The sequence below is a fragment of the Leptotrichia buccalis C-1013-b genome (assembly GCF_000023905.1).
Taxonomy (GTDB): domain Bacteria; phylum Fusobacteriota; class Fusobacteriia; order Fusobacteriales; family Leptotrichiaceae; genus Leptotrichia; species Leptotrichia buccalis.
This window is the reverse complement of the sequence record NC_013192.1, coordinates 199,664-222,068: the sequence shown is the minus strand read 5'-3', so window position 1 is coordinate 222,068 and position 22,405 is coordinate 199,664. Positions and strand designations below refer to the sequence as shown.

Annotated in this window: 31 protein-coding genes; 11 read left to right on the top strand and 20 right to left on the bottom strand. The window is 29.6% G+C overall.

The annotated features are described in order from the left end of the window. Positions 1-184: 184 nt before the first annotated feature. From LEBU_RS01105 to LEBU_RS01020, 20 genes are all read right to left on the bottom strand, one after another. Positions 185-763: a DUF937 domain-containing protein gene (locus LEBU_RS01105; protein ID WP_012806329.1), complete on the bottom strand. Its 579-nt coding sequence runs from the start codon at positions 761-763 to the stop codon at positions 185-187. Positions 764-784: 21 nt separating this feature from the next. Then, positions 785-1,447 carry a hypothetical protein gene (locus tag LEBU_RS01100; protein WP_012806328.1) on the bottom strand — a complete coding sequence of 221 codons (663 nt, stop codon included), beginning with the start codon at positions 1,445-1,447 and terminating at the stop codon, positions 785-787. Between the two features lie 244 nt (positions 1,448-1,691). Further along, positions 1,692-2,789 (bottom strand): RNA-guided endonuclease TnpB family protein, encoded by a 1,098-nt coding sequence (locus tag LEBU_RS01095; protein ID WP_012806327.1) that lies wholly within the window; start codon positions 2,787-2,789, stop codon positions 1,692-1,694. A gap of 4 nt (positions 2,790-2,793) precedes the next feature. Continuing rightward, complete coding sequence (gene tnpA, locus LEBU_RS01090; RefSeq protein ID WP_012806326.1) at positions 2,794-3,192, bottom strand: IS200/IS605 family transposase; 399 nt, start codon at positions 3,190-3,192, stop codon at positions 2,794-2,796. A gap of 149 nt (positions 3,193-3,341) precedes the next feature. After that, complete coding sequence (gene rpsR, locus LEBU_RS01085) at positions 3,342-3,581, bottom strand: 30S ribosomal protein S18 (RefSeq protein ID WP_012806325.1); 240 nt, start codon at positions 3,579-3,581, stop codon at positions 3,342-3,344. Between the two features lie 95 nt (positions 3,582-3,676). After that, the gene (locus LEBU_RS01080; protein WP_012806324.1) at positions 3,677-4,108 is read right to left on the bottom strand and encodes a single-stranded DNA-binding protein; all 432 of its coding nucleotides are present in this window, start codon (positions 4,106-4,108) and stop codon (positions 3,677-3,679) included. A gap of 70 nt (positions 4,109-4,178) precedes the next feature. Then, positions 4,179-4,463: a 30S ribosomal protein S6 gene (gene rpsF, locus LEBU_RS01075; RefSeq protein WP_012806323.1), complete on the bottom strand. Its 285-nt coding sequence runs from the start codon at positions 4,461-4,463 to the stop codon at positions 4,179-4,181. Between the two features lie 199 nt (positions 4,464-4,662). Next, the gene (ftsZ, locus tag LEBU_RS01070) at positions 4,663-5,796 is read right to left on the bottom strand and encodes a cell division protein FtsZ (protein ID WP_012806322.1); all 1,134 of its coding nucleotides are present in this window, start codon (positions 5,794-5,796) and stop codon (positions 4,663-4,665) included. Between the two features lie 77 nt (positions 5,797-5,873). Next, positions 5,874-6,539 (bottom strand): cell division protein FtsQ/DivIB, encoded by a 666-nt coding sequence (locus LEBU_RS01065; RefSeq protein WP_012806321.1) that lies wholly within the window; start codon positions 6,537-6,539, stop codon positions 5,874-5,876. 83 nt (positions 6,540-6,622) lie between these two features. Beyond that, on the bottom strand, positions 6,623-7,492 hold the full coding sequence (murB, locus tag LEBU_RS01060) for a UDP-N-acetylmuramate dehydrogenase (protein ID WP_012806320.1): 870 nt from the start codon (positions 7,490-7,492) through the stop codon (positions 6,623-6,625). 51 nt (positions 7,493-7,543) lie between these two features. Beyond that, positions 7,544-8,893, bottom strand: coding sequence for a UDP-N-acetylmuramate--L-alanine ligase (gene murC, locus LEBU_RS01055; RefSeq protein WP_012806319.1), 1,350 nt, complete (start codon positions 8,891-8,893; stop codon positions 7,544-7,546). Positions 8,894-8,928: 35 nt separating this feature from the next. Next, on the bottom strand, positions 8,929-9,978 hold the full coding sequence (gene murG / locus LEBU_RS01050; protein WP_012806318.1) for an undecaprenyldiphospho-muramoylpentapeptide beta-N-acetylglucosaminyltransferase: 1,050 nt from the start codon (positions 9,976-9,978) through the stop codon (positions 8,929-8,931). A gap of 50 nt (positions 9,979-10,028) precedes the next feature. Then, on the bottom strand, positions 10,029-11,195 hold the full coding sequence (locus tag LEBU_RS01045; protein ID WP_012806317.1) for an FtsW/RodA/SpoVE family cell cycle protein: 1,167 nt from the start codon (positions 11,193-11,195) through the stop codon (positions 10,029-10,031). 27 nt (positions 11,196-11,222) lie between these two features. Then, entirely contained in the window at positions 11,223-12,602 is a 1,380-nt protein-coding gene (gene murD, locus LEBU_RS01040) for a UDP-N-acetylmuramoyl-L-alanine--D-glutamate ligase (RefSeq protein ID WP_012806316.1), read from the bottom strand. Positions 12,603-12,729: 127 nt separating this feature from the next. Further along, on the bottom strand, positions 12,730-13,818 hold the full coding sequence (mraY, locus tag LEBU_RS01035) for a phospho-N-acetylmuramoyl-pentapeptide-transferase (protein WP_012806315.1): 1,089 nt from the start codon (positions 13,816-13,818) through the stop codon (positions 12,730-12,732). 183 nt (positions 13,819-14,001) lie between these two features. Further along, positions 14,002-15,396, bottom strand: coding sequence for a UDP-N-acetylmuramoyl-tripeptide--D-alanyl-D-alanine ligase (locus tag LEBU_RS01030; RefSeq protein ID WP_012806314.1), 1,395 nt, complete (start codon positions 15,394-15,396; stop codon positions 14,002-14,004). A gap of 157 nt (positions 15,397-15,553) precedes the next feature. Then, positions 15,554-16,126: a GntR family transcriptional regulator gene (locus tag LEBU_RS01025; RefSeq protein ID WP_203415704.1), complete on the bottom strand. Its 573-nt coding sequence runs from the start codon at positions 16,124-16,126 to the stop codon at positions 15,554-15,556. Next, entirely contained in the window at positions 16,099-16,263 is a 165-nt protein-coding gene (locus LEBU_RS11975) for a GntR family transcriptional regulator (RefSeq protein WP_021747195.1), read from the bottom strand. The genes LEBU_RS01025 and LEBU_RS11975 overlap by 28 nt, the downstream gene beginning before the upstream one ends. 131 nt (positions 16,264-16,394) lie before the next feature. Then, the gene (locus LEBU_RS12345) at positions 16,395-16,526 is read right to left on the bottom strand and encodes a hypothetical protein (protein ID WP_275268815.1); all 132 of its coding nucleotides are present in this window, start codon (positions 16,524-16,526) and stop codon (positions 16,395-16,397) included. Positions 16,527-16,658: 132 nt separating this feature from the next. Continuing rightward, positions 16,659-17,276 carry a family 1 glycosylhydrolase gene (locus LEBU_RS01020; RefSeq protein ID WP_238974494.1) on the bottom strand — a complete coding sequence of 206 codons (618 nt, stop codon included), beginning with the start codon at positions 17,274-17,276 and terminating at the stop codon, positions 16,659-16,661. Between the two features lie 76 nt (positions 17,277-17,352). On the opposite strand from LEBU_RS01020, the gene rlmD reads away from it, so the two are divergent. The 11 genes from rlmD (at position 17,353) to LEBU_RS00980 (ending at position 22,386) form a co-directional block, all read left to right on the top strand. Further along, positions 17,353-18,126, top strand: a complete 774-nt coding sequence (rlmD, locus tag LEBU_RS01015) for a 23S rRNA (uracil(1939)-C(5))-methyltransferase RlmD (RefSeq protein ID WP_238974493.1) — start codon at positions 17,353-17,355, stop codon at positions 18,124-18,126. Positions 18,127-18,207: 81 nt separating this feature from the next. Then, entirely contained in the window at positions 18,208-18,492 is a 285-nt protein-coding gene (locus LEBU_RS11970; protein WP_203415703.1) for a type IV toxin-antitoxin system AbiEi family antitoxin domain-containing protein, read from the top strand. After that, on the top strand, positions 18,474-18,833 hold the full coding sequence (locus LEBU_RS11965; RefSeq protein WP_203415702.1) for a hypothetical protein: 360 nt from the start codon (positions 18,474-18,476) through the stop codon (positions 18,831-18,833). Before LEBU_RS11970 ends, LEBU_RS11965 begins: the two co-directional genes overlap by 19 nt. A gap of 377 nt (positions 18,834-19,210) precedes the next feature. After that, a complete protein-coding gene (locus tag LEBU_RS12455) occupies positions 19,211-19,330 on the top strand; it encodes a helix-turn-helix domain-containing protein (RefSeq protein WP_332069749.1) in 120 nt (39 codons plus the stop codon). A 31-nt stretch (positions 19,331-19,361) separates the two neighbouring features. After that, positions 19,362-19,613 (top strand): hypothetical protein, encoded by a 252-nt coding sequence (locus LEBU_RS11960; RefSeq protein WP_203415701.1) that lies wholly within the window; start codon positions 19,362-19,364, stop codon positions 19,611-19,613. 15 nt (positions 19,614-19,628) lie between these two features. Beyond that, positions 19,629-19,757, top strand: coding sequence for a hypothetical protein (locus LEBU_RS12340; RefSeq protein WP_269472519.1), 129 nt, complete (start codon positions 19,629-19,631; stop codon positions 19,755-19,757). A gap of 280 nt (positions 19,758-20,037) precedes the next feature. Continuing rightward, on the top strand, positions 20,038-20,712 hold the full coding sequence (locus tag LEBU_RS01000; protein WP_012806313.1) for a CPBP family intramembrane glutamic endopeptidase: 675 nt from the start codon (positions 20,038-20,040) through the stop codon (positions 20,710-20,712). 74 nt (positions 20,713-20,786) lie between these two features. Further along, a complete protein-coding gene (locus LEBU_RS00995) occupies positions 20,787-21,101 on the top strand; it encodes a hypothetical protein (RefSeq protein ID WP_012806312.1) in 315 nt (104 codons plus the stop codon). 130 nt (positions 21,102-21,231) lie between these two features. Continuing rightward, positions 21,232-21,504 carry an ISAs1 family transposase gene (locus LEBU_RS12415; RefSeq protein ID WP_203415711.1) on the top strand — a complete coding sequence of 91 codons (273 nt, stop codon included), beginning with the start codon at positions 21,232-21,234 and terminating at the stop codon, positions 21,502-21,504. A 7-nt stretch (positions 21,505-21,511) separates the two neighbouring features. After that, the gene (locus tag LEBU_RS12095; protein ID WP_041760465.1) at positions 21,512-21,865 is read left to right on the top strand and encodes an IS630 transposase-related protein; all 354 of its coding nucleotides are present in this window, start codon (positions 21,512-21,514) and stop codon (positions 21,863-21,865) included. Further along, positions 21,769-22,386 carry an IS630 family transposase gene (locus LEBU_RS00980; protein ID WP_083767513.1) on the top strand — a complete coding sequence of 206 codons (618 nt, stop codon included), beginning with the start codon at positions 21,769-21,771 and terminating at the stop codon, positions 22,384-22,386. The genes LEBU_RS12095 and LEBU_RS00980 overlap by 97 nt, the downstream gene beginning before the upstream one ends. Positions 22,387-22,405: the final 19 nt, after the last annotated feature.

The following is a 22,405-nucleotide window of genomic DNA, read 5'->3' as shown; positions in this document are numbered from 1 at the left end:
ATTTCCCATTAAAATAACGAATTTATTACAAATTTTTCCAACAAAGGATAAAAACCTAGTATTTCAAAATAATTAAAATATAAGTTTTTTGTTTTAATAAATATAAAAAAATTAGGCTTTGATGAGATAACTTTAAAAATAAAATAGTCCCTTTGCCTAATTAAATATATTATTTTACAATATTTTATTTTTTACCGCCCAAAAATTTCCCAACTAATCCCATTACATCATCTACGACATTTCCATCTTTATTTGCATCTAGCATATTTGTAACTGTACTTATAATTCCACCTGCTCCAGTAAAGTTTGATGCAAGGTTTGATGTCAAATTTCCAATTCCTTGTGCATCTAGATTATTTTCCTTTTTTTGCTGTCCCAATGCACCTAATACAAGTGGAGCTAAAGTTTCTAATATTTTCATGCTACCTTGGGTATCAAGTCCACTTGATTGGGAAACGGCATTTGCTACATTTTGCGTATTATTTCCAAATAAATGCCCTAAAATGCCTGCTCCATCCTTTAAATCAGGATTTTGCAAATAACTTCCAAGATTATTTAATACTGAACCGTCATGCTGATTTAACGCATTGTTCAATCCTTCCGCTTTTTCACTGTTATTTGCATTTTTATTGACTGCTGCCAATATTGCAGGTAAAGCTGCCGATACTCCATTTTTTACTTGTGTGCTGCTTCCTCCTATTTGTTCTGTTAATTTACCTAAATCCTGTCCTTGTAAAAGTCCGAATAATGCTTCTAAATTCATTTTTCCTCCTGATATCGTAATTTATTTTTTATTTTTTTTTAAATTTGCTAATATTTCTAAATTTTCTTTTTTATCTTTACTCACTTTAAATTGCTGAATACTTGTTACATTACTTTCATTTTCAGATTCTTTGGCAAAGAATATAAATTCACTTGTTAAGGGATCTATTCTCACGCCATAAGTTATCTTATTTGTATATGTCAACAATCCTGATAATTCTTTTTCACCCAGATTGGATAAAATTTTCGCATAAATTACTCTGGCTTCAGAATCCTTAATGTTTTCATCAGATACCTGTATCAAATTCACAACCATATTTTCTATTATTCCTAAATTTGCCCCGTCTACTTTTCCAACCTTCAAAAATATGCTCGTAGCACTTATTCCACTGTAATCAAGTGCATAAATGGCGTCACTTTTTGAATTTATTCTGGCGTAATAATAGTTTTTATTTTCATAAGCCAATTTTTCAAAATTTCCAATACTTACTCTATTTTCTTTAGATTTTTTTGAAAAAGTTTCAATTATTTTTTCGATTGAATTGTTTGAAAAAATATTCTCCTGTGTGGTTTTATTCTGTAAATTTTCAGAATTTTTCTTTTTGGATTCATTTTCTTTTTTATTGCAACTTACCACAAAAAGAAAAAAAGAAAGAAAAAATATTATCATTTTCTTATTTAACATTTTCGCTACCACCTAATTATTTATTTTGTACATTATACAATATTATTCTTATTTTTTCCATATCTTTTCTAAAAAAAAAGACTATTTGAAAATAAGTTAATACTCATTTTTTAATAGTCTTAAACTATAAAGAGTGAACTACTCTCGCTTTTAGAAGCGGAAGCTTCTTGGGAAGTATCTTCTTTTGTTAGCCAAATATATTTACCAAGCTCTTCGGGCAGTTCCTACCCTGTCTTTCTATTTCCTAATATTTCAACATCTCTTTTCCAATGTTTTTTATATTCAGTGCCGCATTGTAATCTCTATCAATCTCAATTCCACAGCACTCACATTTATAGCTTCTTTCTGATAATTTCAGTTCCTCTTTAACATTTCCACATTTACTACAAGTTTTCGACGACGGAAACCACTTATCTATTTTTAAAAATTGCTTTCCTAAAAACATCAACTTATACTCAAGCATCCTCAAAAACATTCCCCATCCATTATCTCCTACACTTTTCCCAAAATTTAATGCCTGGCTCATCCCTTTCATATTCAAATCCTCGACAATCACAGCATTATGTTCTTTGGACAATTTTTTCGATAATTTATGCAAAAAATCTCTTCGACAATTTTTGATATACTCATGTAATTTTGATATTTTCGCTTTTTGCTTATACCAATTTTTAGAAAATTTTACTTTCCTTGACAATGATTTCTGTAATTTCTTTAATTTTTCTTCTAACATCCTAAAATATTTTGGATAATCAGCCCTTTGGTTTTCAGAACTGACAAATAATTCAGACATTGAAAAATCAAGTCCAATTACTTTATCATTACTTGGCATTTTTTGAATTTCTTTTTCAAATTCCGTCAAGACAGAAACATAGTAATTTCCATTACTGTTTGTCAATGTTACTGACTTTATCTTGTAATCCTTCGGTATTTCTCTATGATATTTTAATTTGACTTTTTTCAATTTTGGCAAAACCAAATATTTGTTTTCCTCAATTCGTATTGAATTATTCACACAATTTGTCGTATAACTTTTAACACTAGTCTTTTTAGATTTGAACCTCGGAAACTTCGCTCTCTTCTGAAAGAAATTCGTAAACGATCGTTTTACATTCAATTGAGCATTTGAAAGTGCCAGACTGTCTACTTCTTTCAAAAATTGGTTTTCACTTTTCAAACTGGTAGGTGTAATTATTTTATTTTTTCCAGTTTCTTCATAAATTTTATTCGCAGTGTACAAAATTGTATTGTAAACAAAACGAACACATCCAAAAGTCTTGTTTATCAATAATTCTTGCTCCTTATTTGGATAAATTCTGTATTTGAATGCTAAATTATATTTCATAAAATTACACCTCCTTTTGATTTTGAATATATTTTTTAATTATCTCTAACGGTGCACCTCCAACACTTACAACTAAGTAACTTCTACTCCAAAAATATTCTTTCCACAATCTTCTCCTTATTTCAGGAAATTCTTTTTTTATCAACCTGCTGGAAGCACTTTTGTAAGTATTTACAAACTTAGAAAGTTCAGTATTAGGCATAGCATTAATCAACATATGAATATGATCAACATCATGTTCCCATTCTTTAAGAACAATGTTATACTTCGGACATATTTTTTCAAAAATCTCTTTCAATCTATTAGAAATTTCATCATTAATGACTTCTCTTCGATATTTTATACAAAAAATCATATGATAATTTATATCAAATACTGAATGATAATTACTATTATATGACATTATTATTACCTACTTCTATATTATTTCACTGAATAAATTATATCATAAATATATCCTTTTTTCAATTTTTTTTTACAAAAAAAAAGCAATTCATCTCCCGCTTGTAGAAGCCGGAGACTTCTTGCTATCTTTTGTTAAATTAAATTACTTTATTTTTCGATTTTTGTATAAGGCATTAAAGCGATTTGTCTAGCTCTTTTAATTGCTTTGGCAATTTTTCTTTGAATTTTTGCTTCAAGTCCTGTTACTCTTGCTGGAGATATTTTTCCTTTATCATTCATAAAGTTTTTTAATAATTCAACATTTTTATAATTAATATCTTCTACTTTAAATTTAACTTTTGGTCTTCTTTTTCTTCTTTTAAATTCTGTAACTGGTTTAGCTCTCATTAAATTTGCACCTCCTAAAAACTTTTATAGTAAATTTCATTTCTTTTCAAGTTTACTTCGTTAAAAGAACTCTTATAAAATTTACTTAGCTATTATTAAAATGGAAACTCTTCATCGTCATCCATATCATCGTTATCATCTTCATAAGTATCATTTTGTACTGATACTGGTTTTTTAGTATTATTGCTAAAAGACTGCTGTTGCTGATATCCTCCATTATTCCCAGAAGTTCCTGAACTTTCAACAAATTCAAAACTGTTTACAACAACTTTTGTTGATTTTCTTTTTTCGCCATTTTGTTCGTAATTACTTACGCTCAAACGTCCTTGTATAAGAATTCTGTTACCTTTTCTAAAGTATTCAGCAATTGTTTCTGCAGTTTTTTCCCACGCAGTACAGTCAATAAATTCTACTTCATCTTTTGTTTTTTGCACAGCTAATGAAAAATTTGCAAATGCCTTTCCTCCTGAAGTATATTTCAACTCAGGATCTCTTGTCATTCTTCCCATTAGTATTACTACGTTCATAAATTTCCCCCTAATTTTATATTTATTTTAAAGTTAAAATAACAAAACCTCAAATTTAAGTTATTTCAAATTAATCATTTTTAACAATCATGTATTTTAAAATTGATTCATTAATATTCAATTTTGTTTCAATTTCATTAAATTTAGTTCCATCTGCTTGGAATGTTGTTAAAACATAGTATCCGTTTTCTTTTTTCTTAATTGGATAAGCTAATTTTCTATCTCCCCAGATTTCTGTCTTAACTTCAGTTGCTCCAGCAGCTGTTAATATTTTTTCTACAAATGCAACTCCAGCTTGTTTTTCTTCGTCTGTTAATTGTGTAGATAAAATAAACATAATTTCATAATTTCTCATTATTCTTTCTCCTTTCCTATGGCTTTTTTAGCCCTACTTCCTTAAATAGAGCAGGTTCTATTATTATAGCAAAAAAGCCTAATAAAATCAAGTTATTTTAAAAAATATTTTAATTTTATGTATTAATTTTAAAATAACTTATATTAGACTTTAATAATTTGAGTTTTTTATGTAATTTTTAAAATTGGATTTCAGTTCACTATTCTTCAAAAAATGGTGGTAAAACAAAATCTGAGATACTGCTTTCATCTGATCTTTCTTCTGTATCATGATCCTCTTCTTCAATTTGATGTTTAACTTCCTTCTTTTCTTCAGTTTTTTTTTCCACTTCTACTTCTTCTTTTTTAGGCGGCGCAAATCTAATTGCTCTTGAATCTATGTTTTCACTTCTAGCCAAAAGTTCTTCCTGAAAATCTGTTGCTACTAATGATACACTTATAGTTCCTTCCAATTCAGGTTCCATAATGTATCCCCATATTAAATTAGCTTTATCATTTCCAGCTTTTTCTGCAATTGTTTCGGCAACTTCCTGTATTTCCTGTAATCCGATATCTGGTCCAGCTGTAACATTTATTAAAATTTTTCTTGCACCTTCAATGGATTTTTCTAATAGTGGACTGTTTAATGCTTGAGCAGTTGCACTTTTAGCTTTTTCATCTCCATTCGCTTCTCCAAATCCTAACATTGCAATTCCTGAATTTTGCATAATAGACTTTATATCTGCAAAATCCAAGTTTACAATCCCCTGTTTTGTAATTAAGTCAGAAATCCCTTTTATTCCCATTTTTAAAACTCCATTTGCTTCTTTGAAAGCATTCATTAGGGAAATATTCATTCCTGGTATTTCAAATAATCTGTCATTTGGAATTGCTATTAATGTATCTACATTTTCTCTTAAATTATTAATTCCTGTTGCAGCATTATTTTTCTTTAACGGTCCTTCAAAACTAAACGGTTTTGTTACAATGGCTACAGTCAAAATTCCCATCGCTTTTGCAACTTCAGCAATAATTGGAGATGCTCCTGTTCCTGTTCCACCACCCATTCCGGCAGTTATGAATAACATATCTGTTCCTTCTAACACTTCTTTTATTTTTTCTTCTGATTCTTTTGCTGCAATCCTCCCTTTTTCAGGATCTGCTCCAGCTCCCATTCCACGCCCTAAAAGTACTTTTACTGGAGCCTGAGATCTGTCCAAATCCTGTTGATCTGTATTAATCGCTATAAAATCAACACTTGTTATATTACTTTCAATCATATCGTTTATTGCATTTCCACCAGCTCCACCTACGCCTACTACTTTTAGTTTCGCTGTATTACTAAAGTTATCCATTTTTTCTTTGCTACTTAAAAATATTATATAACTAAAATTAAAGTAGCCTCTCCTTTCTCTTATTTTACCACAAGATATTATTTCACAACAATATCTGTAAACCTTAAATCCATGTAAGTTATTGCTTTTTCTTTTTTTATTTTCTCGTATAATTTATATGCATCATTATATTTTTTTTCTGTGACTAAAGTATCTGTTATGATTTTTACGTTATTTGTAAGAAGTATTTCATAATTTTTTTCAGATTGTCTTATTTCTGATATCATAGCATAGAAATCTTTATTTTTTATTTTAGAAAGTATCGTTTTTATCCCATTCAAACTCTCATCGCTTGTATAGTCTATTACTGGAATATTTCTGGACGGGTCTTCTAAAATATCACCATATATGTTTAAATCCTTATCTGCTAAAAGTGTTTCTTCTCCCTTTTTCACATATACATAAGGTTCTCTTTCTTCCAGCACAACTTCAATTTTACTAGGAAAAAGTTTTTTTATTGATACTTTTTTTACTCTTATGTCATTTTTTATAAAGTTTTCGATTTTGTTAGTATTTATATATACGATATTTTTTCCTTTCATTTGCTCAAGCTGTGCTGCTATATCCTGTTTTAATAATTTTGGGACTCCATCTATAAAAACATCCTGAACCTTAAAATAATCCGTATCTATGAACCTTTTACCAAAAAACATCGCTCCAGCTAACAAAAACAATGCAATTAGTGCTTTAATCGACCTTTTCATAATTACTCCATTTTTTCTAATATTATACACTTTTTTTACATTTTATTCAATATCTTAAGTTAAAATTTATTTGTAAACTGAAATTATTTTAAAATTATAATCTCAGTTTCCAATTTTACTCCGAATTTTTCAAAAACAACTTCCTTTACGTGTTCAATGACTGAAATAACATCATTAAATGTAGCATTTCCTACATTTGTTACAAAATTCGGATGTTTTGGTGAAACTACAACATCTCCAACTCTATAACCCTTTAAATCCGCATCTGAAATAAGTTTTGCCGCAAATGTCCCTTCTGGATTCTTAAATGTGCTTCCAAGATTCGGCAAATCCAATGGATGTTTGACTTCTCTTTGATTTTTTTTGTCTTGAGAAGCCTCCTTGTCAAAACCAAAACCAAATTTAAATAATGCAGAAATTACAATCCATTTATTTTCCTTGATTTCAGTAGTTCTATATTTAAAATTCAAGTCTGTTGTCTTAATTTTTACAATTTCTCCATCATTTTTGCAAACTTCCACTTCCTCAATGCAGTCAAAAATTTCTGTTCCGTAAGCTCCGCCATTCATATTTACAAGCCCGCCGACAGATCCTGGAATACCAGTAATATTTTCCAGCCCTGAATAATCATTTTTTTCCATAAAATCTATCAAATCATCCAAGTCCAATCCAGCTTCCACTCTTACCAAATCATAGCTATCCTCTTTTTTGGTATTTTCAATTTTTTCTTCAACTGTTATTTTTTTTAATCTTTTTAACGATAAAAAGCTTATATCTAAATTTCCATCGTTAATAAGCGTATTTGTACCATTTCCCAAAAGAAAAATATTATTTCTTGTTCGCAGAATTTCCTTTAATTCATTTTTATCATCTATGAAAATAAGCTCCTTTGCAGTTCCTCCAACCTTCATATTTGAATATTCTTTCATTTTGGCATTTTTTATTATTTCCATTTTTATTTTCCTCTCTCAATTCTTGATTTTTTCAATGTTAGATTTCTATTCCTACATTTCCTTCAAATCATTGGCTATTTCATGAGCTATTTTCGACACGCTTCCAGCTCCCATAAATACATAGGTATTTTTACTATTTTTATCATTTTTTATAATATTCTTGATTTCTTCCTGAGTCTGCACCCTTACATTTCCACCAATTTTTTCAGCAAGTGATTCTGAACTTACACCGTATGTGTTATCTTCACTAGCTGCATAAATTGGAAGTAAGATTAAATCGTCGGCTTCTTTTAATGATTTTACGAAATCATCAAAGAAAAATTTTGTACGGCTGTATCTATGTGGCTGGAAAATTACTGTTACTTTTCCTTTTTCAGTATTGTGTGCTGCATTAATTGTAACTTTTACTTCTGTCGGATGATGTGCATAATCATCAATTATTCTTAAATTGTTATCGTAAATAACTTGATATCTTCTGTTTGCACCTTTAAATTTCAAAATTCTTTCCTTTACTTTTTTCATATTGCAATTAAATTCATGAGCAAAATAAATTACTGGAAGTGAATTTGAAACATTGTGATTTCCTGGTACACTCAAGCTGAATGTTCCCAATTCTTCACCATTTTTTACAACTTCATAGCTTGTAATTCCATTTTCCACTCTAATATTTTTAGCATAAATATCGGCTGTTTCATCTTTTAGGCTATACCATACTACATTTTTATTTTTTATGTCAAGTCCTACTTTTTCGACTGTATCTTTACAAAGAACAGCTATTCTTTCTGTACTGTCAATAAACTGCTCAAATGATTTTTTTATATTTTCAAATGTTCCGTGATGATCTAAATGATCAGCTTCTATATTTGTTACAACGGAATATTTTGGTTTTATATACAAAAATGAATTGTCACTTTCATCAGCTTCTGCAATAAAATATTCAGAATTACCAATTTGGCTGTTGCTCTGAATTTCTGGAATAATTCCTCCAACCACGATAAAAGGCTCCTTTTCCAAAAGTGCCACGCTCATCATTGAGCTTGTTGTAGTTTTTCCATGAGTTCCTGCAACTGCTATTCCGTCAAATCTATTCATTATTTCTGCAAGCAGCTCGCCTCTTTTTATTTTTTTTATGTTATTGTCAACAATATATTTGTATTCAGGATTTGTTTCTTTTATTGCAGTTGAATATACAAATAAGTCTATCCCCTTGTCCTTTACATTTTCTTCTACTTGCCCTATATAAACTTTTATTCCCATATCTTCCATATCTTTAGTTACAGGTTTTCTTTCCAAATCTGAACCTGCCACGTTAAATCCGTCTGATGCCAGAATTTTTGCAAGTCCACTCATTCCAATTCCGTTTATTCCGCTAAAATATATATTATTTATTTTTGTTAACATAATTTTGATTCCCTCCAAATTTTCCTATTTTCTTCTTAAAGTCCCATTTCACTGACTATTATCTCCGCTGAATTGCCTTTTTTCAAAGACTTTACATTTTCACTCATAAATTCTAGCATTGATGCTTGTCGCACTATTGACAATGCTTCGTCTATTGCCTTTTCTACAGTTTCATTTGTAAAAATTTTGGCACCATTTACATATTCCAGTACATCTGCATTTTCTTTTTGTCCTACAAAGTCATATGGAATAAGTATTGACGGTTTTTCCAACTGAATAAGTTCTGAAATTGTTGAAGCTCCTGCACGACATATTACAATGTCCGCCGCTGTCATCAATTCTGGAACATTTTCAAAATATGGCTCAACTACCGCTGTTCCAAAATCTCTAATTTTACAAGTCGATGCTTCATAATTATCTTTTCCTGTTGCCCAAAATAACCGTATTCTCTTGTCTTCTGATATTGTCTTCCATTTTTTTAAAATTGCCTCATTTATATTTTTGGCTCCAAGACTTCCACCAATTACAAGAAGCACTTTTTCGTCATCTTTTATATTTAATTTTCTTCTTTCCTCTTTTCTTTCTTTTCCATAAAATTCTTCTCTTAATGGATTTCCCGTCACAACAAATTTATTTTTATATTTATCTTTTATTCTGTCTAGTGTATTTCCAAAAGCAATAAATACTTTTTTCGCACCTTTATAAAACCATTTGTTTGCCTGTCCCATTGTATGATTCTGTTCCTGCAGATAATACGGTATTTTTAACACATTAGCCGCAACTAATACAGGTATTGTTATATAATTTCCAAAAGCTATAATTTTTGTTGGTTTTTCCTTTTTTAACAGCTTTATTGTACTTATCGTTGCTGCAATCATTTTAAATATCGATTTTAAAGATCTTAATGGCAATACATCCAGCCCAATAAATCTAAAATTTTCACGTGGCACAATATCCTTTTCCATTCTATGCTTTGTCCCAATAAACAATGTATCTATATTTTTTTCTCTAATTTTTTTGGCAATTGATAAGGCAGGATAAATATGACCACCAGTTCCACCTGTAGTAAATACGACTTTCTCCATTTTTATTATTTCCCTCTCATTTTCATTTTATTTTTTAAACTGCAATTAGCTTATCTTCGTTTTCTCTGATTAATCAATTCATAGTCAATTTCATTCATTTCATCGAGATTTTCTCCCATTTCCTGTTTATATAACGCTCTTATTATATTATATACTATTCCCAGCGTTGACATCATAACTATTGTTGTACTTCCACCATAACTCATCATTGGAAGAGGTATTCCTGTTGAAGGAATTACATTGCTGACAACTGCAACATTTCCAATTACTTGAGTGGCGAACATTATAAAAATTCCGACTAGAATATATTTTGCATATACATTTTTTATTTTTCTTAGTGTAATTGCAATTATGACTAATAAAGATATGTATAATCCTAACAGAAATAATGCACCTATAAATCCGTTTTCTTCAGCATATCCTGAAAAAATATAATCTGTATGTATTTCTGGCAGAAATCCATATTTCTGTAAACCATTTCCATAAAAACGTCCACTAAATCCTCCGCTTCCTATGGCAATCAGCGAATTAGTTGTATGATATCCAAGGTCGTCTCCCACATAAGACGCTAACCTGCTGGCTCTATATCCAGTTCCTACTATTCCTAGCCAGCCTAAAATTCCGATTATTGGCACAAAAATTCCAATTATTGAAAACTTGACTTCTGAAATAAGTAAATAAGTAAGTCCAATTATTACAATTTGAGCTGTATTACTAAATGATTTTTCTGCTATAATAAGACCTGCATATATTCCAGTTAATCCTAGAATTGATATGGATGACAGCCACGGAAGAGTTTTTACTTTATCCCGCTTTGTAGCATATTTTAAATTATATACAAATGTCGCCAATGTTATAATTAATATTATTTTTACAAATTCTGAAGGCTGAAATGCAAAACCACCGATTGAAATCCAACGTGTAGCTCCTTTTGATGTTCTTCCTATCAATAGCACCATTACAAGTGTAAATGCACCCAAAATGTAAAAATATTTTATTATATCCTTATATTTTTTATAATTTAGATTAGCTGTAAATACAAATCCCATTCCGCCTATTAATAGCCATAATGCCTGTCTTGCCAAATAAGAATGGCTTTTTCCAAATTCTTTCTGTGCTTGCGGAAAACTCAAGCTTGCCATTGTTATCAGGCTTAATGCAGATAATATTAAAACTACAATTATAAAAAATGTTCCTAACCACTTTTTTCTTTTCAATTTTCTTTCCCGATTACCTTTCTTTCCCTAAAAATTTCCTATAATTTTTTTTGTCAATTCCTTAAACACTTTTCCTCTATGCTCAAAGCTTTTAAATTGGCAAAAACTTGATGTTGCAGGTGAAAACAGCACTGTCTGATTTTTTGAAAAATCAATGTTTTCTTTCAAATAATTCAGTACATTTTCAACCGTTTCCAAATTCTTATAATTTTTATATCCAATTTTTTCCATATCGTCAATCAAAATTTGAGCATTATCTCCGATAAGATAAACAAAATCAGCCTTTTCCTTAATTCTTTCAATCAAAGGCATATTATCAATTTTCTTGTCATCTCCGCCTAAAATCATAATAATCGAATTATCAAACGAATCAATCGCCTTTAATGTCGATTCTACATTTGTACCTTTAGAATCGTTAATAAATATCGTATTTCCCTTTATGAAAAAGTTTTCCAGCCTATGTTCCAAAGCAACTGTTGATTTTAAAAATTCTGAAATTTTTTCATTTGAAATATTTAAAATTTTAGCTGAACCAATTAAAAATAACATATTTTCCAGATTATGCTTTCCTTTTAACGACAACTCATCTGTTTTCATCAAAATTTCTGACACTTTATCCACATTTTCGTCAAAATTTTCAATTTCATCAATACGTTTTTTAAAATCTTTCATTATGCAAATATCATTTTTATAAACAAAAATTGTTCCTTTAGTTTCTGTACTCAAATATATCTTCTTAGATTTTATTTTTTCCTTTATTTCATTTCTTTCATACAATTTTTCAAATTCTTTATCATCCAGATTAATTAATGCAAAATCACTTTCCACTTGCTTATCAAAAATATTAAATTTTGTAATGTAATAATCTTCAACTGAATTATATCGTGTCAAGTGATCTGGTGTCAAATTAATTATTCCAGCGATATTTGAATGAATTTGCGGATTATTTTCCAATTGATAACTGCTAAGTTCTAGCACAATGTAATCCAACTTTTCTTCATCAGCCACCAGCTTTGCAAATGAAAATCCTGCATTTCCAGCTAGTTTAGCACGAAATCCAGAAAAATTCAATAGTTCTGCCATTTTTGTAGAAGTAGTAGTTTTCCCATTTGTTCCAGTAAACGAAATAATTTTTACATTTTTATCCACATATTTATAAGCCAAATCAATTTCTGAAATAACTTTAACATTTTTTTCTTTTGCAACTTTCAAAAGTTCAGCTTTCCAAGGTATCCCGGGGCTTTTTACTATAAATTCAATTTTTTCTTCATTCAAAAGTTTTATTCCCTCTGTTGAAGGCATTGCCACCTTGTCATCTATCAAATATGTTTCATATCCTTTTTTTTCAAGTAATTCTTTTGCACCAAGCCCACTTAAGCCTGCTCCAAAAACTATCGCTTTATCCATGTGATTTTTCCCTCTCTTTTTAAATTACGTTCTTATTTATCTACTTCATTTTTCAATAAAATAATAAATAAAAATATAATTTTTAAAATATAAAACTAGATTGCAGGGGAAAAATCCCCCGCTTTATTTATCTTAATTTTAAAATTACAAATGTTAATAGACAAGTCATTATTGAAACAATCCAGAATCTTATTGTAACTTTCGTTTCAGGAAGTCCCAACAATTCAAAATGATGATGAATCGGCGCCATTTTAAATACTCTTTTTCCAAAAGTCTTAAAATGCCAGACTTGAATCATAACTGACAATGCTTCCATAATAAATACGAATCCAGCGATTGGAAGTAATAATTCCTGTTTTATAAAAATAACGATTATTCCTAAAATTCCACCAAGCGTCAAGGAACCTGTATCTCCCATAAACATTTGAGCAGGGTAAAAATTATACCATAAAAATCCAATTAATGCACCAATTATTGAGGCTAAATATACTGTTATTTCTGAAACTTCAGGTATATGGTATAAATTCAAGTATCTTGCATAATTATGATGTCCTGTCAAATATGTTATTATTAGTAATGTAATGCTCACTACAATTATTGGACCGCTCACAAGTCCATCCAGTCCATCCGTCAGATTCACAGCATTTGAAGACCCAATAATTACGAATGCTATGAATACAAAAAATAAAATTGGCGTTATATATAAATAGGAATTTTTTATCAACGGATTGATTATTGAAAAATCAATTGTTTTATTGACAAGTCCGAATTTATAAACAAACCAAAATGTCAATGCCGTGATTATCATTTGTCCCAATATTTTTTTCTTTCCAGAAAGTCCATTTTTATGTTTTGTTAATTTTAAATAATCATCGTAAAATCCTATTGTTGTAAATAAAATTGTAATTACGAATAAAAATACGACAAATTTGTTTGTAAAATTTCCAGCGATGGCAGTTGCGAATAAAATTGCACCAATTATTAAAAGTCCTCCCATTGTAGGGGTTCCCGATTTGTCAAAATGCGACTTTGGACCTTCCTCCCTTGCAGTATCTCCATATTTTTTCTTTTTCAGCCAGACAATAAACGGCTTCCCAAAAACCAGCATAAACAGAAATGCAATCATAAATGCTACAGAGGCCCTTAACATTATTGACTTAAAAATACGTAAAACTTTCCAGTTATTTATAAATAACTCCTGTAATAAATATAGCATTATTTTATATTGTAGAATCCTTTTATCTATACTCAGTAATTTCAACTTTCAAGTAAATTTGTGGTACAGTAAAATTACTTTAAAACAAATTACTCAAATTCTAATTTTTTCTATAATTTCAATATTAAAAAAATTTGAGTATACAATAATAAAAAAATTCCTCTCCTTTCCAAATTTCAAATATTATTTTTCTATAATTTCTTCCAGTTTCATTCCACGTGATGCTTTTAATAGCACCGCCTTACTTTCTGAAATCTCTCGTATTCTATCTTTTATTTTATTTTTTTCATCAAAATATTCAAATTCCTTATTTTTTAAACTTTCATTCTCTAAATTACCATTGTCCATATTTTCTTTTATTTTTTCAAGCAAACTTTTCATTCTTTCTCCAAAAAGATACAGCTTGTCAAAATTGGTATTTTTTATTGTATCAAAAAGGTCTCTATGAATTTCCAGTTCTCTTTCTCCTAGTTCCAGCATATCGCCCAGAACCATAATTTTCAACTTATCGTTAAAAATTAGCGAAAATGTTTCAAGCGACTTTTTCATAGACATTGGACTTGCATTATAGGCATCGTTGATATATGTTGTATTCCCGTTTTCAATTATTTGAAACCGCATTCCAGTAAGTTCTATATTTTTTACAGCTTCACTGATAATCTTATCTTCCATTCCAAATTGTTTAGCAACGGCAATCGCCATAACTAAGTTTAGTACATTATGTTCTCCTAGAACATTTGTCTTGTAATTTCTTTCAACTGTACTTTGACACATTTTCCCAAAATACTTTAGAAAGAAATTAGTCCCACTTTCATCAAAATGAATATCTCCGTAATAAAAATCAGATGTCTTATCCTCATATTCATTATTTCTTAAATTCAAAGCCCTTACAATTTCAATATTTTCAGCTTTTACATTTTTCAAATATTTATCATCCCCATTGATTACAAGCGTACTTTTAATATGTGGAATAATTTCCGTTTTTGCTAAAAACACATTTTCCTTCGTTTTTAGAAATTCCAGATGTGATTCTCCAATATTTGTAATTACATTAATATCAGGCAGGGCAATCTGCCCAAGCAAATCAATTTCCCCAAAATCACTCATTCCCATTTCCAGAATGATAAAATCATCATCCTTTTCCGCACGTAACAAAGTGAAGGGCAGTCCAATATGGTTATTGTAGTTCCCTTCCGTCTTTTTCCCTTTATATTTTTGTGAAAGCAAGTGGTAAATCATGTCCTTTACTGTCGTTTTCCCGTTACTTCCCGTAATTCCAATTACTTTTATATCTAAGTTTTTTCGCCATTCCCTAGCAAATTTTTGTAAAAATTCAATACTATCTTTGACAAAAAATGCACGTTCGGCATATTTTTCATCAATTTTCACAGCCTCGCTGTCATAAACAGCAAAAGCTCCTTTTTCCAACGCTTCATTAACAAAGCTGTTCCCACCTCTAATAGCAACGAAAATATCATTTTTATTAAGTTCTTTTGAATTAATAGAAACATTATTTATCTTAAAATCTGATATTTTTTCCCTGTTAAAAAAATTTTGGAATACTTCGCTTTTATTCATAAAATTTCTCCAAATTCTTATTTAATTTAATACTTTTTTTATATTTATTCACATTATGAAATTATATCATTTGAAGATTATTTTTTCAATATATTTTTTAAATTTTTCAGAATTTATTTAGAATAATCTGATTTTAATAATTACTATGTTATTTTTATCATTTCACCTCTATCATTTTTAACTCTATCTTGTCTCCCCTATGTCGTGATTTTGAATATTCAAAAATCTGTCCATTTGATAAAAAGGCAATTTGCTCAACTTCCAAAATAGGAACTAATTTTTTCATTTTTAAATATTTCTTTTCCAAATCTGTCGGCAAATCTGCCTTTATTACTCTATGTGCACTTTGAATACTCAAATTTAATGTATTTTCTATATACTCGTAAATTGAATCCTTTAACACATCCTCCTTTAACCCTTTAATTATCAATATTGGCATATAGGTGTATTCAACAACATACGGCTCATCGTTTAAATAACGCACTCTTTCGATATAATAGACAAAATCATTTCTTTCTATTTTTAGCTTTTCGGCTATTTCGGCTGAAGCTGGGATAACTTTGAACTTTATAACATCAGAGGTAACCCTTTTATTTCCGTGAGTTGCTTTAAATCCCATAAATTGCTTTTTCATGGCGATTTCTATTGCTTCGTCATCTCTCATATCCTTTACAAATGTTCCAGAGCCTCTTCTTTTGATTATTAGCCCTTCTGAAACCAGTAAATCCATGGCTTTTTTACGGTAATCCTGCTTGCCTTGTATTTTTCACACATTTCCTTTTCATTTGGAAGCTTTTCATTTGGAATATAATCTCCATTTATTATTTTATTTCTTAATTCCTGAGCAATTTCTCTATATTTTAACACTATTTCCATCTCCTTAAATAATTTTTTTCATTATAAAATATTTATCCTTTAAAGTCAATATTGTAAAAAAGTGGAACGGAGAAAAAATGGACTATATTTGTTCAAATAACATAGCCCATAATTTTTAATAACTATTCTTTCTCTTTCGCTTCATTTTCTTTTTTTCTTTTTTCCTCTTCATACTGCTTTTGGGAATACAGTATAAACGGTATCCATAAAAGCACCATTACAACGAAACCTACTATTTGTATTACCCCTCCCATAATAGAATTTGTTGCAAGCGTTCCGCTTATTCCAAATAATTTCTATTTTTTGTTATTTTTCAAAATTTTATAAATTTATAGTAAAAACACTTTAAAGCCAAAACTCAGAAGTTATAGATGTTTTACTTAAATTTAAATATCCCAACTATCAATTTCATTAGTTTCAGAAACTTTCTTTATCCAGTACCCTGATTTTTTTATCGTCTTTATTTGCGTTGGTAAATCTACCGAGATAAATCCGTATCTGTTTTTGTAGGCATTTGTCCAGGACCAGCAGTCTATTGGTGTCCAAGTGTGGTAGCCAAAGCAGTTTGATCCTTCTTCTATTGCTCTATGAAGATGTGTCAGATGTTCCCTAAAAAAATCTATTCTATAGTCATCTTCAATTATCCCCTGTTCATTCTTAAATTTTTCTTCTCCTTCAACACCCATTCCATTTTCTGAAATAAACCATTTTATATTTTTATAGTTATCCTGAATATTTTTAGCAATATCATAAATCGCCTGCGGATAAATTTCCCATCCTCTGTAAATATTCATTCTTTTCCCTGGCATATCATAATTTTCAAAATATTTATCAGGCAGGCAGCCATTCTTGGAAATATCAAACTCTATTTCTCTTGCCTTTATTCTTCTAGGCTGATAATAATTCACTCCCAGAAAGTCAACTGTATTTTCTGAAATAATTTTTAGTTCCTCTTCTGTGCTTTCCCACAAAACTCCATCCTTTTCCAGTATATCTGTCAACAATTCAGAAAATTTACCATAAATCGCAGGAACTAAAAATGAATTTAAAGTTTATAATGAAATTACAGATTCAGGATTTTTGAAGCATGTCATAGTAAGAAACAATGAAAAAAATGAAGTTATGCTTATAATTGTTGTAAGTAAAAAATCCCAATACAATCAGCTAGTGAAGGTGCTTGAAAAACTGTATAATGAAAATAAATTTATAAAATCAGTGTATATTTCTGTGAAAATAGATGCAAATAATGTTATTCTTGGAGAAGATACAAAACATATATTTGGAGATGAATATTTGAAAGAGGAAATGGAAGGAATAAAGTTTAATATATATCCAGATTCTTTCTTCCAGATTAATAAATCACAGGCAATAAAGCTTTATGACAAGGCAATAGAATTTCTAGGTGAAAGCAGAAATAATACAGTAATTGATGCATTTTCAGGAACAGGAACAATCGCAATGGCTCTTTCATCAAAGGTTAGAAAAGCAATAGGAATCGAAAGTGTAGAAAGTTCAGTAAATGCAGCAAGAGAAACTGCTGTTGAAAATAAAATTGATAACGTAGAATTTATAAATGGAAAAGTTGAAAAAGTACTGCCTGAATTACTAAAAAATGAAAAGGCTGAAGCGATAATATTTGATCCGCCAAGAAGGGGAATAGATGAAAAGGCTCTAAAAAGCGTTGTAAAGAATAAAATTAAGAAAATAGTATATATTTCATGTAATCCTGCAACTTTTGCAACGGATACAAAATTTCTGATTGAGAATGGATACAAGTTGGAAAAGGTGTCAACTGTAGATATGTTTCCGCAAACTAATCATGTGGAGGTTGTAGCATTAATACAGAAAGAGTGATAGTGAAAATATTTTTTTCGATTTTTTTAAAATTGACTTTTGTTCTTATAAATAATATAATTTAAGAACAAAAAGGTGGTGATGGAAATTAGAAAACGTGAACTTCTAATTAGAAAAATAAAAGAAAATAATGGAATTATAACTACTAAAGAAGTTATAAATCTTGGTATTCATAAAGATGTACTAAAAGAATTAACTATAAAAAAGGAACTTGAAAAAATAACAAATGGGCTCTATGCACTTCCAAGTGAGAATATTGATGAGTATCTTTATTTCTCATACAAGAAATACCCAAAGGTATTTTTTCTCACGAAACAGCGGCGTATTTACAAGGATTATCAACACGTATGCCCCTTGTTTATGTGATGACTGTAAAGGTAGGAGATAATGTCAGCAGAGTTAAGTCGGCAAGAGATAATATTATTTTTAAGTATGTAAAAAAAGATTATTACGATATTGGGAAAATAACTATAACCAGTCCTTTTGGTAGAGAAATATCAGCATATGACAAAGGAAGAACCATACTTGATATTATCAAAGATAAGGACAGAATAGATGTACAAGTGTTTAGTGAAGTGATAAAGTCTTACTTTGCGAGCAAGGAGAAAAATTTATTAAAACTATCGAAATACGCTATTATGATGAATATGGAATATGCTTTAAAACAATATTCGGAGGTATTGCTGCGAAAACACCGGAACAAATAAAAGGAGCGATTAGGAACATATCTAAGAAAACAGGAGTTAATCCGAACTCTCTGCTTCAGATGTGCTTATTTGCAGGACAAACGTATGAGTAAATAAATTATGAATAATCCCCTTTTTTATGATATATGCAACCAGATATACTTCAGCAGCTTTATAAAAAATGGCAAGTATTGAATTTTTTAAAAATACTATTTTTGTCAAAAGGGAGACATAACATTTCGTGCGTACGTGATAGTAATGGCAATGGTAATTACAAAAGAAAACAGGGTTAATATGGCATTAAACTATAACCCATTATGATACAACTTGCAAAGAAAGGCTTAAAGAAAACTGATGTTATAGCAATGGCAGGATTAACCACCAATGTTATGGCATAGATGGGAAAGAACAAGCCGATAATACTTAAAAATTTAGAGAGAATATGCAAAGGACTTGACTGTACACCTAACGATGTATTCTCTTTTGATGATGAATATGTTGAACGGAAAATAAATTAAATAAAGTATTTTCGTGAGGAGGCGAGATTACTTGAAAGAATATATTGCGAGTTTAGAAAAAGAATTTTTTTTGATAGAAAATGGTTTCAAAGAGGAAGAGAAAAGAGCCTCAACTGATTATAAATCTAATGATAATGAATATGCTAAGAATTTGGCATTTTTAGCATATAAATCTGATACTTATCAAGTAAGAATGTACGGTGTATTTCTTTTTGGATATTTATCAGAACAAGCTGATATTTTAGCATTTATGAGAGATGAAGTTTCTAAAGATGACAATTAGAGAGTTCAGGAAGTATTGGCAAAGGCATTTGATGAATTTTGTAAGAAAATAGGATATGAAAAAGCACTTCCAATAATTGATGAATGGTTAAAAAACAATAACCCTAATATAAGGAGAGCTGTTACGGAGGGACTAAGAATATAGACAAGTATACCATATTTCAAGGAAAATCCGAATGAAGCTATTGAAAGAATTGCCAACTTAAAAGAAGATGTAAGCGAATATGTGAGAAAATCAGTTGGAAATGTTTTAAGGGATATTAGTAAGAAATTTCCAGAGTTGATTAAAATTGAGCTTGGTAGCTGGAAATTAGAATAAAACAAATTTACAAGTTGTCAAGTAAGTTGATTGTATGACAAAAAGGAGAGTGAATAAATATGAAATTAGGATTTTATTTTTGTTTGATACTAGGAGAAGCGATTATATGAGTAATAGAATATCTATTGGAAAAGGCGTTCTCTGGGTACTTATTTGGTTTGGTTTTATGATTCTGTATACAATTCTTGATATTTCAATATGGAGGAAGATTGCACCTGAACAAAGTAGAGTTTTAAACTTAATCACTGTTGTTCTATGTATGGCGATATTTCTTAATTTACTTATAACAAAAACAAATTTCAAACTACAATTGTTTTCAAATATTTCCTTTATAGGAATAACATTAGCGTTAGGGTGTTCCGTATTATTTTATTTTCTTTTAGATAAGGGATTAGATCCCATATTTGAAGATTTATTTCCATCAAGTAAAGAAAACTATCAACAAATTATCCGTTTAATAAAGATATCGCCGATTGTCAGTTTTCTCGATTTTTGTATCCTTGCACCTATTCTTGAGGAAGTTTTAATGAGAGGATTCTTGCTTGATGGTCTTTCCACAAACTATGGGAAAATTGTTGCCTTACTTATATCTGCCGCACTTTTTTCAATACTTCATTTTAATATCGCTCAAATAGTACCTTCATTTATATGTGGCATAATTTTAGGTTTGCTTTATTTTTATACTGATTCTATATTTTCTTGTATCCTTGCTCATATAGGATATAATTCAATTTCATATATGATGATAATGTTACCTATATATATAAATCATCTCAAATAACTTAGTTTAATTACAATCGAACTGTTAAGATATAAAAGTTTTGCTTATAATTTTATTCAAAAGGAGGAAGAAAATTGAAAATTGTACTTAATATTTTTTCTAGAGCATTTATCGCATTGTATGCAATTTTGACTCTTATTGCAGTGATTGCGGAAATGAAAGAGATAGGTTTTCAAAGCATTCACTTGCTATATTTTATCGGAGCTATTTTGTTGATTTCGGCTACAGTCACGAATCTACCATGGCTTGTATATCTTTCCTTAGTGTTAATGATTCCATTGGTAATTTTTACCGGTTATATAGTTGGAAATTTACAATTATCTCATATTATAATTCGTATATTGATTACAGTACTGTTGTCTTTAATATACGGTTGCTCAGTTCGCTGAGTAAGTAGAAAAAATATAAAAATAAATTTTTTAAAAGTGAGTTATAAAAAGAGGAAGGTAAAGCAAATAGCCGATGCTTCCTTTTTTATTGCTCAAAAGTAAGTACCAAGCTAAGTACACATAGAGCAAGATACATGAGTATTATCATACTGAGGAAATAAAATGGATAGCTTGTAAAAACGAATGGAAAGGTCTAAAAAGCATTGGTATGGAAGAAAAAACGATAATAAAGGAAGGAGAGAAAAAGAAAGAATATAGATATTATATAAGCAGTTTGAAAGAAGATATAGATTTGTTTTCAAGGGCGGTGAGAGGTCATTGGAGCGTAGAAAGTATGCATTGGTATCTAGATGTAACATTTATAGTGAAACTTATACAAAACCGACCTAAAAACAGGGTATAATAACTTTATGGCATATGAAAAAGATTATAGAAAAAGAATTTTAAATTTTTATTACGAAAATGGAAAAACAAAAACATTATTTCAGTTCAACATAAGTTCCAGCACATTGTACGGATGGATAAAACTTAAGAAGGAAACAGGAGATCTTTCATCAAGAACACGAAAAAGAAAATTTAAGGTGCTTGATCCTGAAAAACTTGATGAATATATGAAAAATCCAAAGAATGCAGATAAATACATCCGTGAAATAGCAAAAGATTTTGGCTGTGGAAAGGAGACAGTGAGAGTAGCACTGAAAAAATTAGGATACACAAGAAAAAAAAACAGACAAAATACAGGGAGCAGGACGAGAAAAAAGTAAATGTATATTTAAAGAAATTATCAGAAGCAAGTTCAGGCAGAGAAATAATCTATATTGATGAAACAGGCTTTGACGAATATTACTACCGTGAATATGGCTGGAGTAAAAGGGGAATATCTATTGAAGGGAAGAAAAGAGGATTAAGATATTCAAGAATAAATCTGGTTGCTGGAAAAATAGGGAATGCATTGATAGGAAGTATGATATACAAGGAAACAATGGAAAGTGAATTTTTTGAAGAATGGTTCAGGGAAATACTTTTAAGAGATATTGAAAAATTAGGGAAGAGAGTTCTAATAGTGATGGATAATGCGAGATTTCATAGAAAGAATATATTAGAAAAGATAATTAAGGGAACGGAGCATTGTCTATTGTTTCTTCCGCCGTATTCGCCGGATTTAAATCCAATAGAAAAATTATGGGCTAATATGAAGAAAAAATTAAAAGACATAGCCCATAATTTTAATACACTAGAAGAAGCAGTTACTTCTGTTTTATTTAATAAATTAGTTCAGTTTTAAATAGGTTTTACTATAAAAA

Coding starts and splice junctions, on each gene's coding strand:
- murC (WP_012806319.1), bottom strand. CDS start 8,893: ATGTTAACAAAAATAAATAATATATATTTTAGCGGAATAAACGGAATT.
- mraY (WP_012806315.1), bottom strand. CDS start 13,818: ATGCTATATTTATTACAGGAGTTATTTATAAATAACTGGAAAGTTTTA.
- LEBU_RS12095 (WP_041760465.1), top strand. CDS start 21,512: ATGGCATATGAAAAAGATTATAGAAAAAGAATTTTAAATTTTTATTAC.
- LEBU_RS01065 (WP_012806321.1), bottom strand. CDS start 6,539: ATGAAAAGGTCGATTAAAGCACTAATTGCATTGTTTTTGTTAGCTGGA.
- murG (WP_012806318.1), bottom strand. CDS start 9,978: ATGGAGAAAGTCGTATTTACTACAGGTGGAACTGGTGGTCATATTTAT.
- LEBU_RS01030 (WP_012806314.1), bottom strand. CDS start 15,396: ATGAATAAAAGCGAAGTATTCCAAAATTTTTTTAACAGGGAAAAAATA.
- rpsR (WP_012806325.1), bottom strand. CDS start 3,581: ATGAGAGCTAAACCAGTTACAGAATTTAAAAGAAGAAAAAGAAGACCA.
- rpsF (WP_012806323.1), bottom strand. CDS start 4,463: ATGAGAAATTATGAAATTATGTTTATTTTATCTACACAATTAACAGAC.
- LEBU_RS01000 (WP_012806313.1), top strand. CDS start 20,038: ATGAGTAATAGAATATCTATTGGAAAAGGCGTTCTCTGGGTACTTATT.
- LEBU_RS11965 (WP_203415702.1), top strand. CDS start 18,474: ATGCCCCTTGTTTATGTGATGACTGTAAAGGTAGGAGATAATGTCAGC.
- LEBU_RS01080 (WP_012806324.1), bottom strand. CDS start 4,108: ATGAACGTAGTAATACTAATGGGAAGAATGACAAGAGATCCTGAGTTG.
- murD (WP_012806316.1), bottom strand. CDS start 12,602: ATGGATAAAGCGATAGTTTTTGGAGCAGGCTTAAGTGGGCTTGGTGCA.
- LEBU_RS01105 (WP_012806329.1), bottom strand. CDS start 763: ATGAATTTAGAAGCATTATTCGGACTTTTACAAGGACAGGATTTAGGT.
- LEBU_RS01095 (WP_012806327.1), bottom strand. CDS start 2,789: ATGAAATATAATTTAGCATTCAAATACAGAATTTATCCAAATAAGGAG.
- LEBU_RS12345 (WP_275268815.1), bottom strand. CDS start 16,526: ATGGGAGGGGTAATACAAATAGTAGGTTTCGTTGTAATGGTGCTTTTA.
- LEBU_RS11970 (WP_203415703.1), top strand. CDS start 18,208: ATGGAAATTAGAAAACGTGAACTTCTAATTAGAAAAATAAAAGAAAAT.
- ftsZ (WP_012806322.1), bottom strand. CDS start 5,796: ATGGATAACTTTAGTAATACAGCGAAACTAAAAGTAGTAGGCGTAGGT.
- murB (WP_012806320.1), bottom strand. CDS start 7,492: ATGGAAATAATAAAAAATGCCAAAATGAAAGAATATTCAAATATGAAG.
- LEBU_RS12455 (WP_332069749.1), top strand. CDS start 19,211: ATGGGAAAGAACAAGCCGATAATACTTAAAAATTTAGAGAGAATATGC.
- LEBU_RS01100 (WP_012806328.1), bottom strand. CDS start 1,447: ATGTTAAATAAGAAAATGATAATATTTTTTCTTTCTTTTTTTCTTTTT.
- tnpA (WP_012806326.1), bottom strand. CDS start 3,192: ATGTCATATAATAGTAATTATCATTCAGTATTTGATATAAATTATCAT.
- LEBU_RS01025 (WP_203415704.1), bottom strand. CDS start 16,126: ATGGATTTACTGGTTTCAGAAGGGCTAATAATCAAAAGAAGAGGCTCT.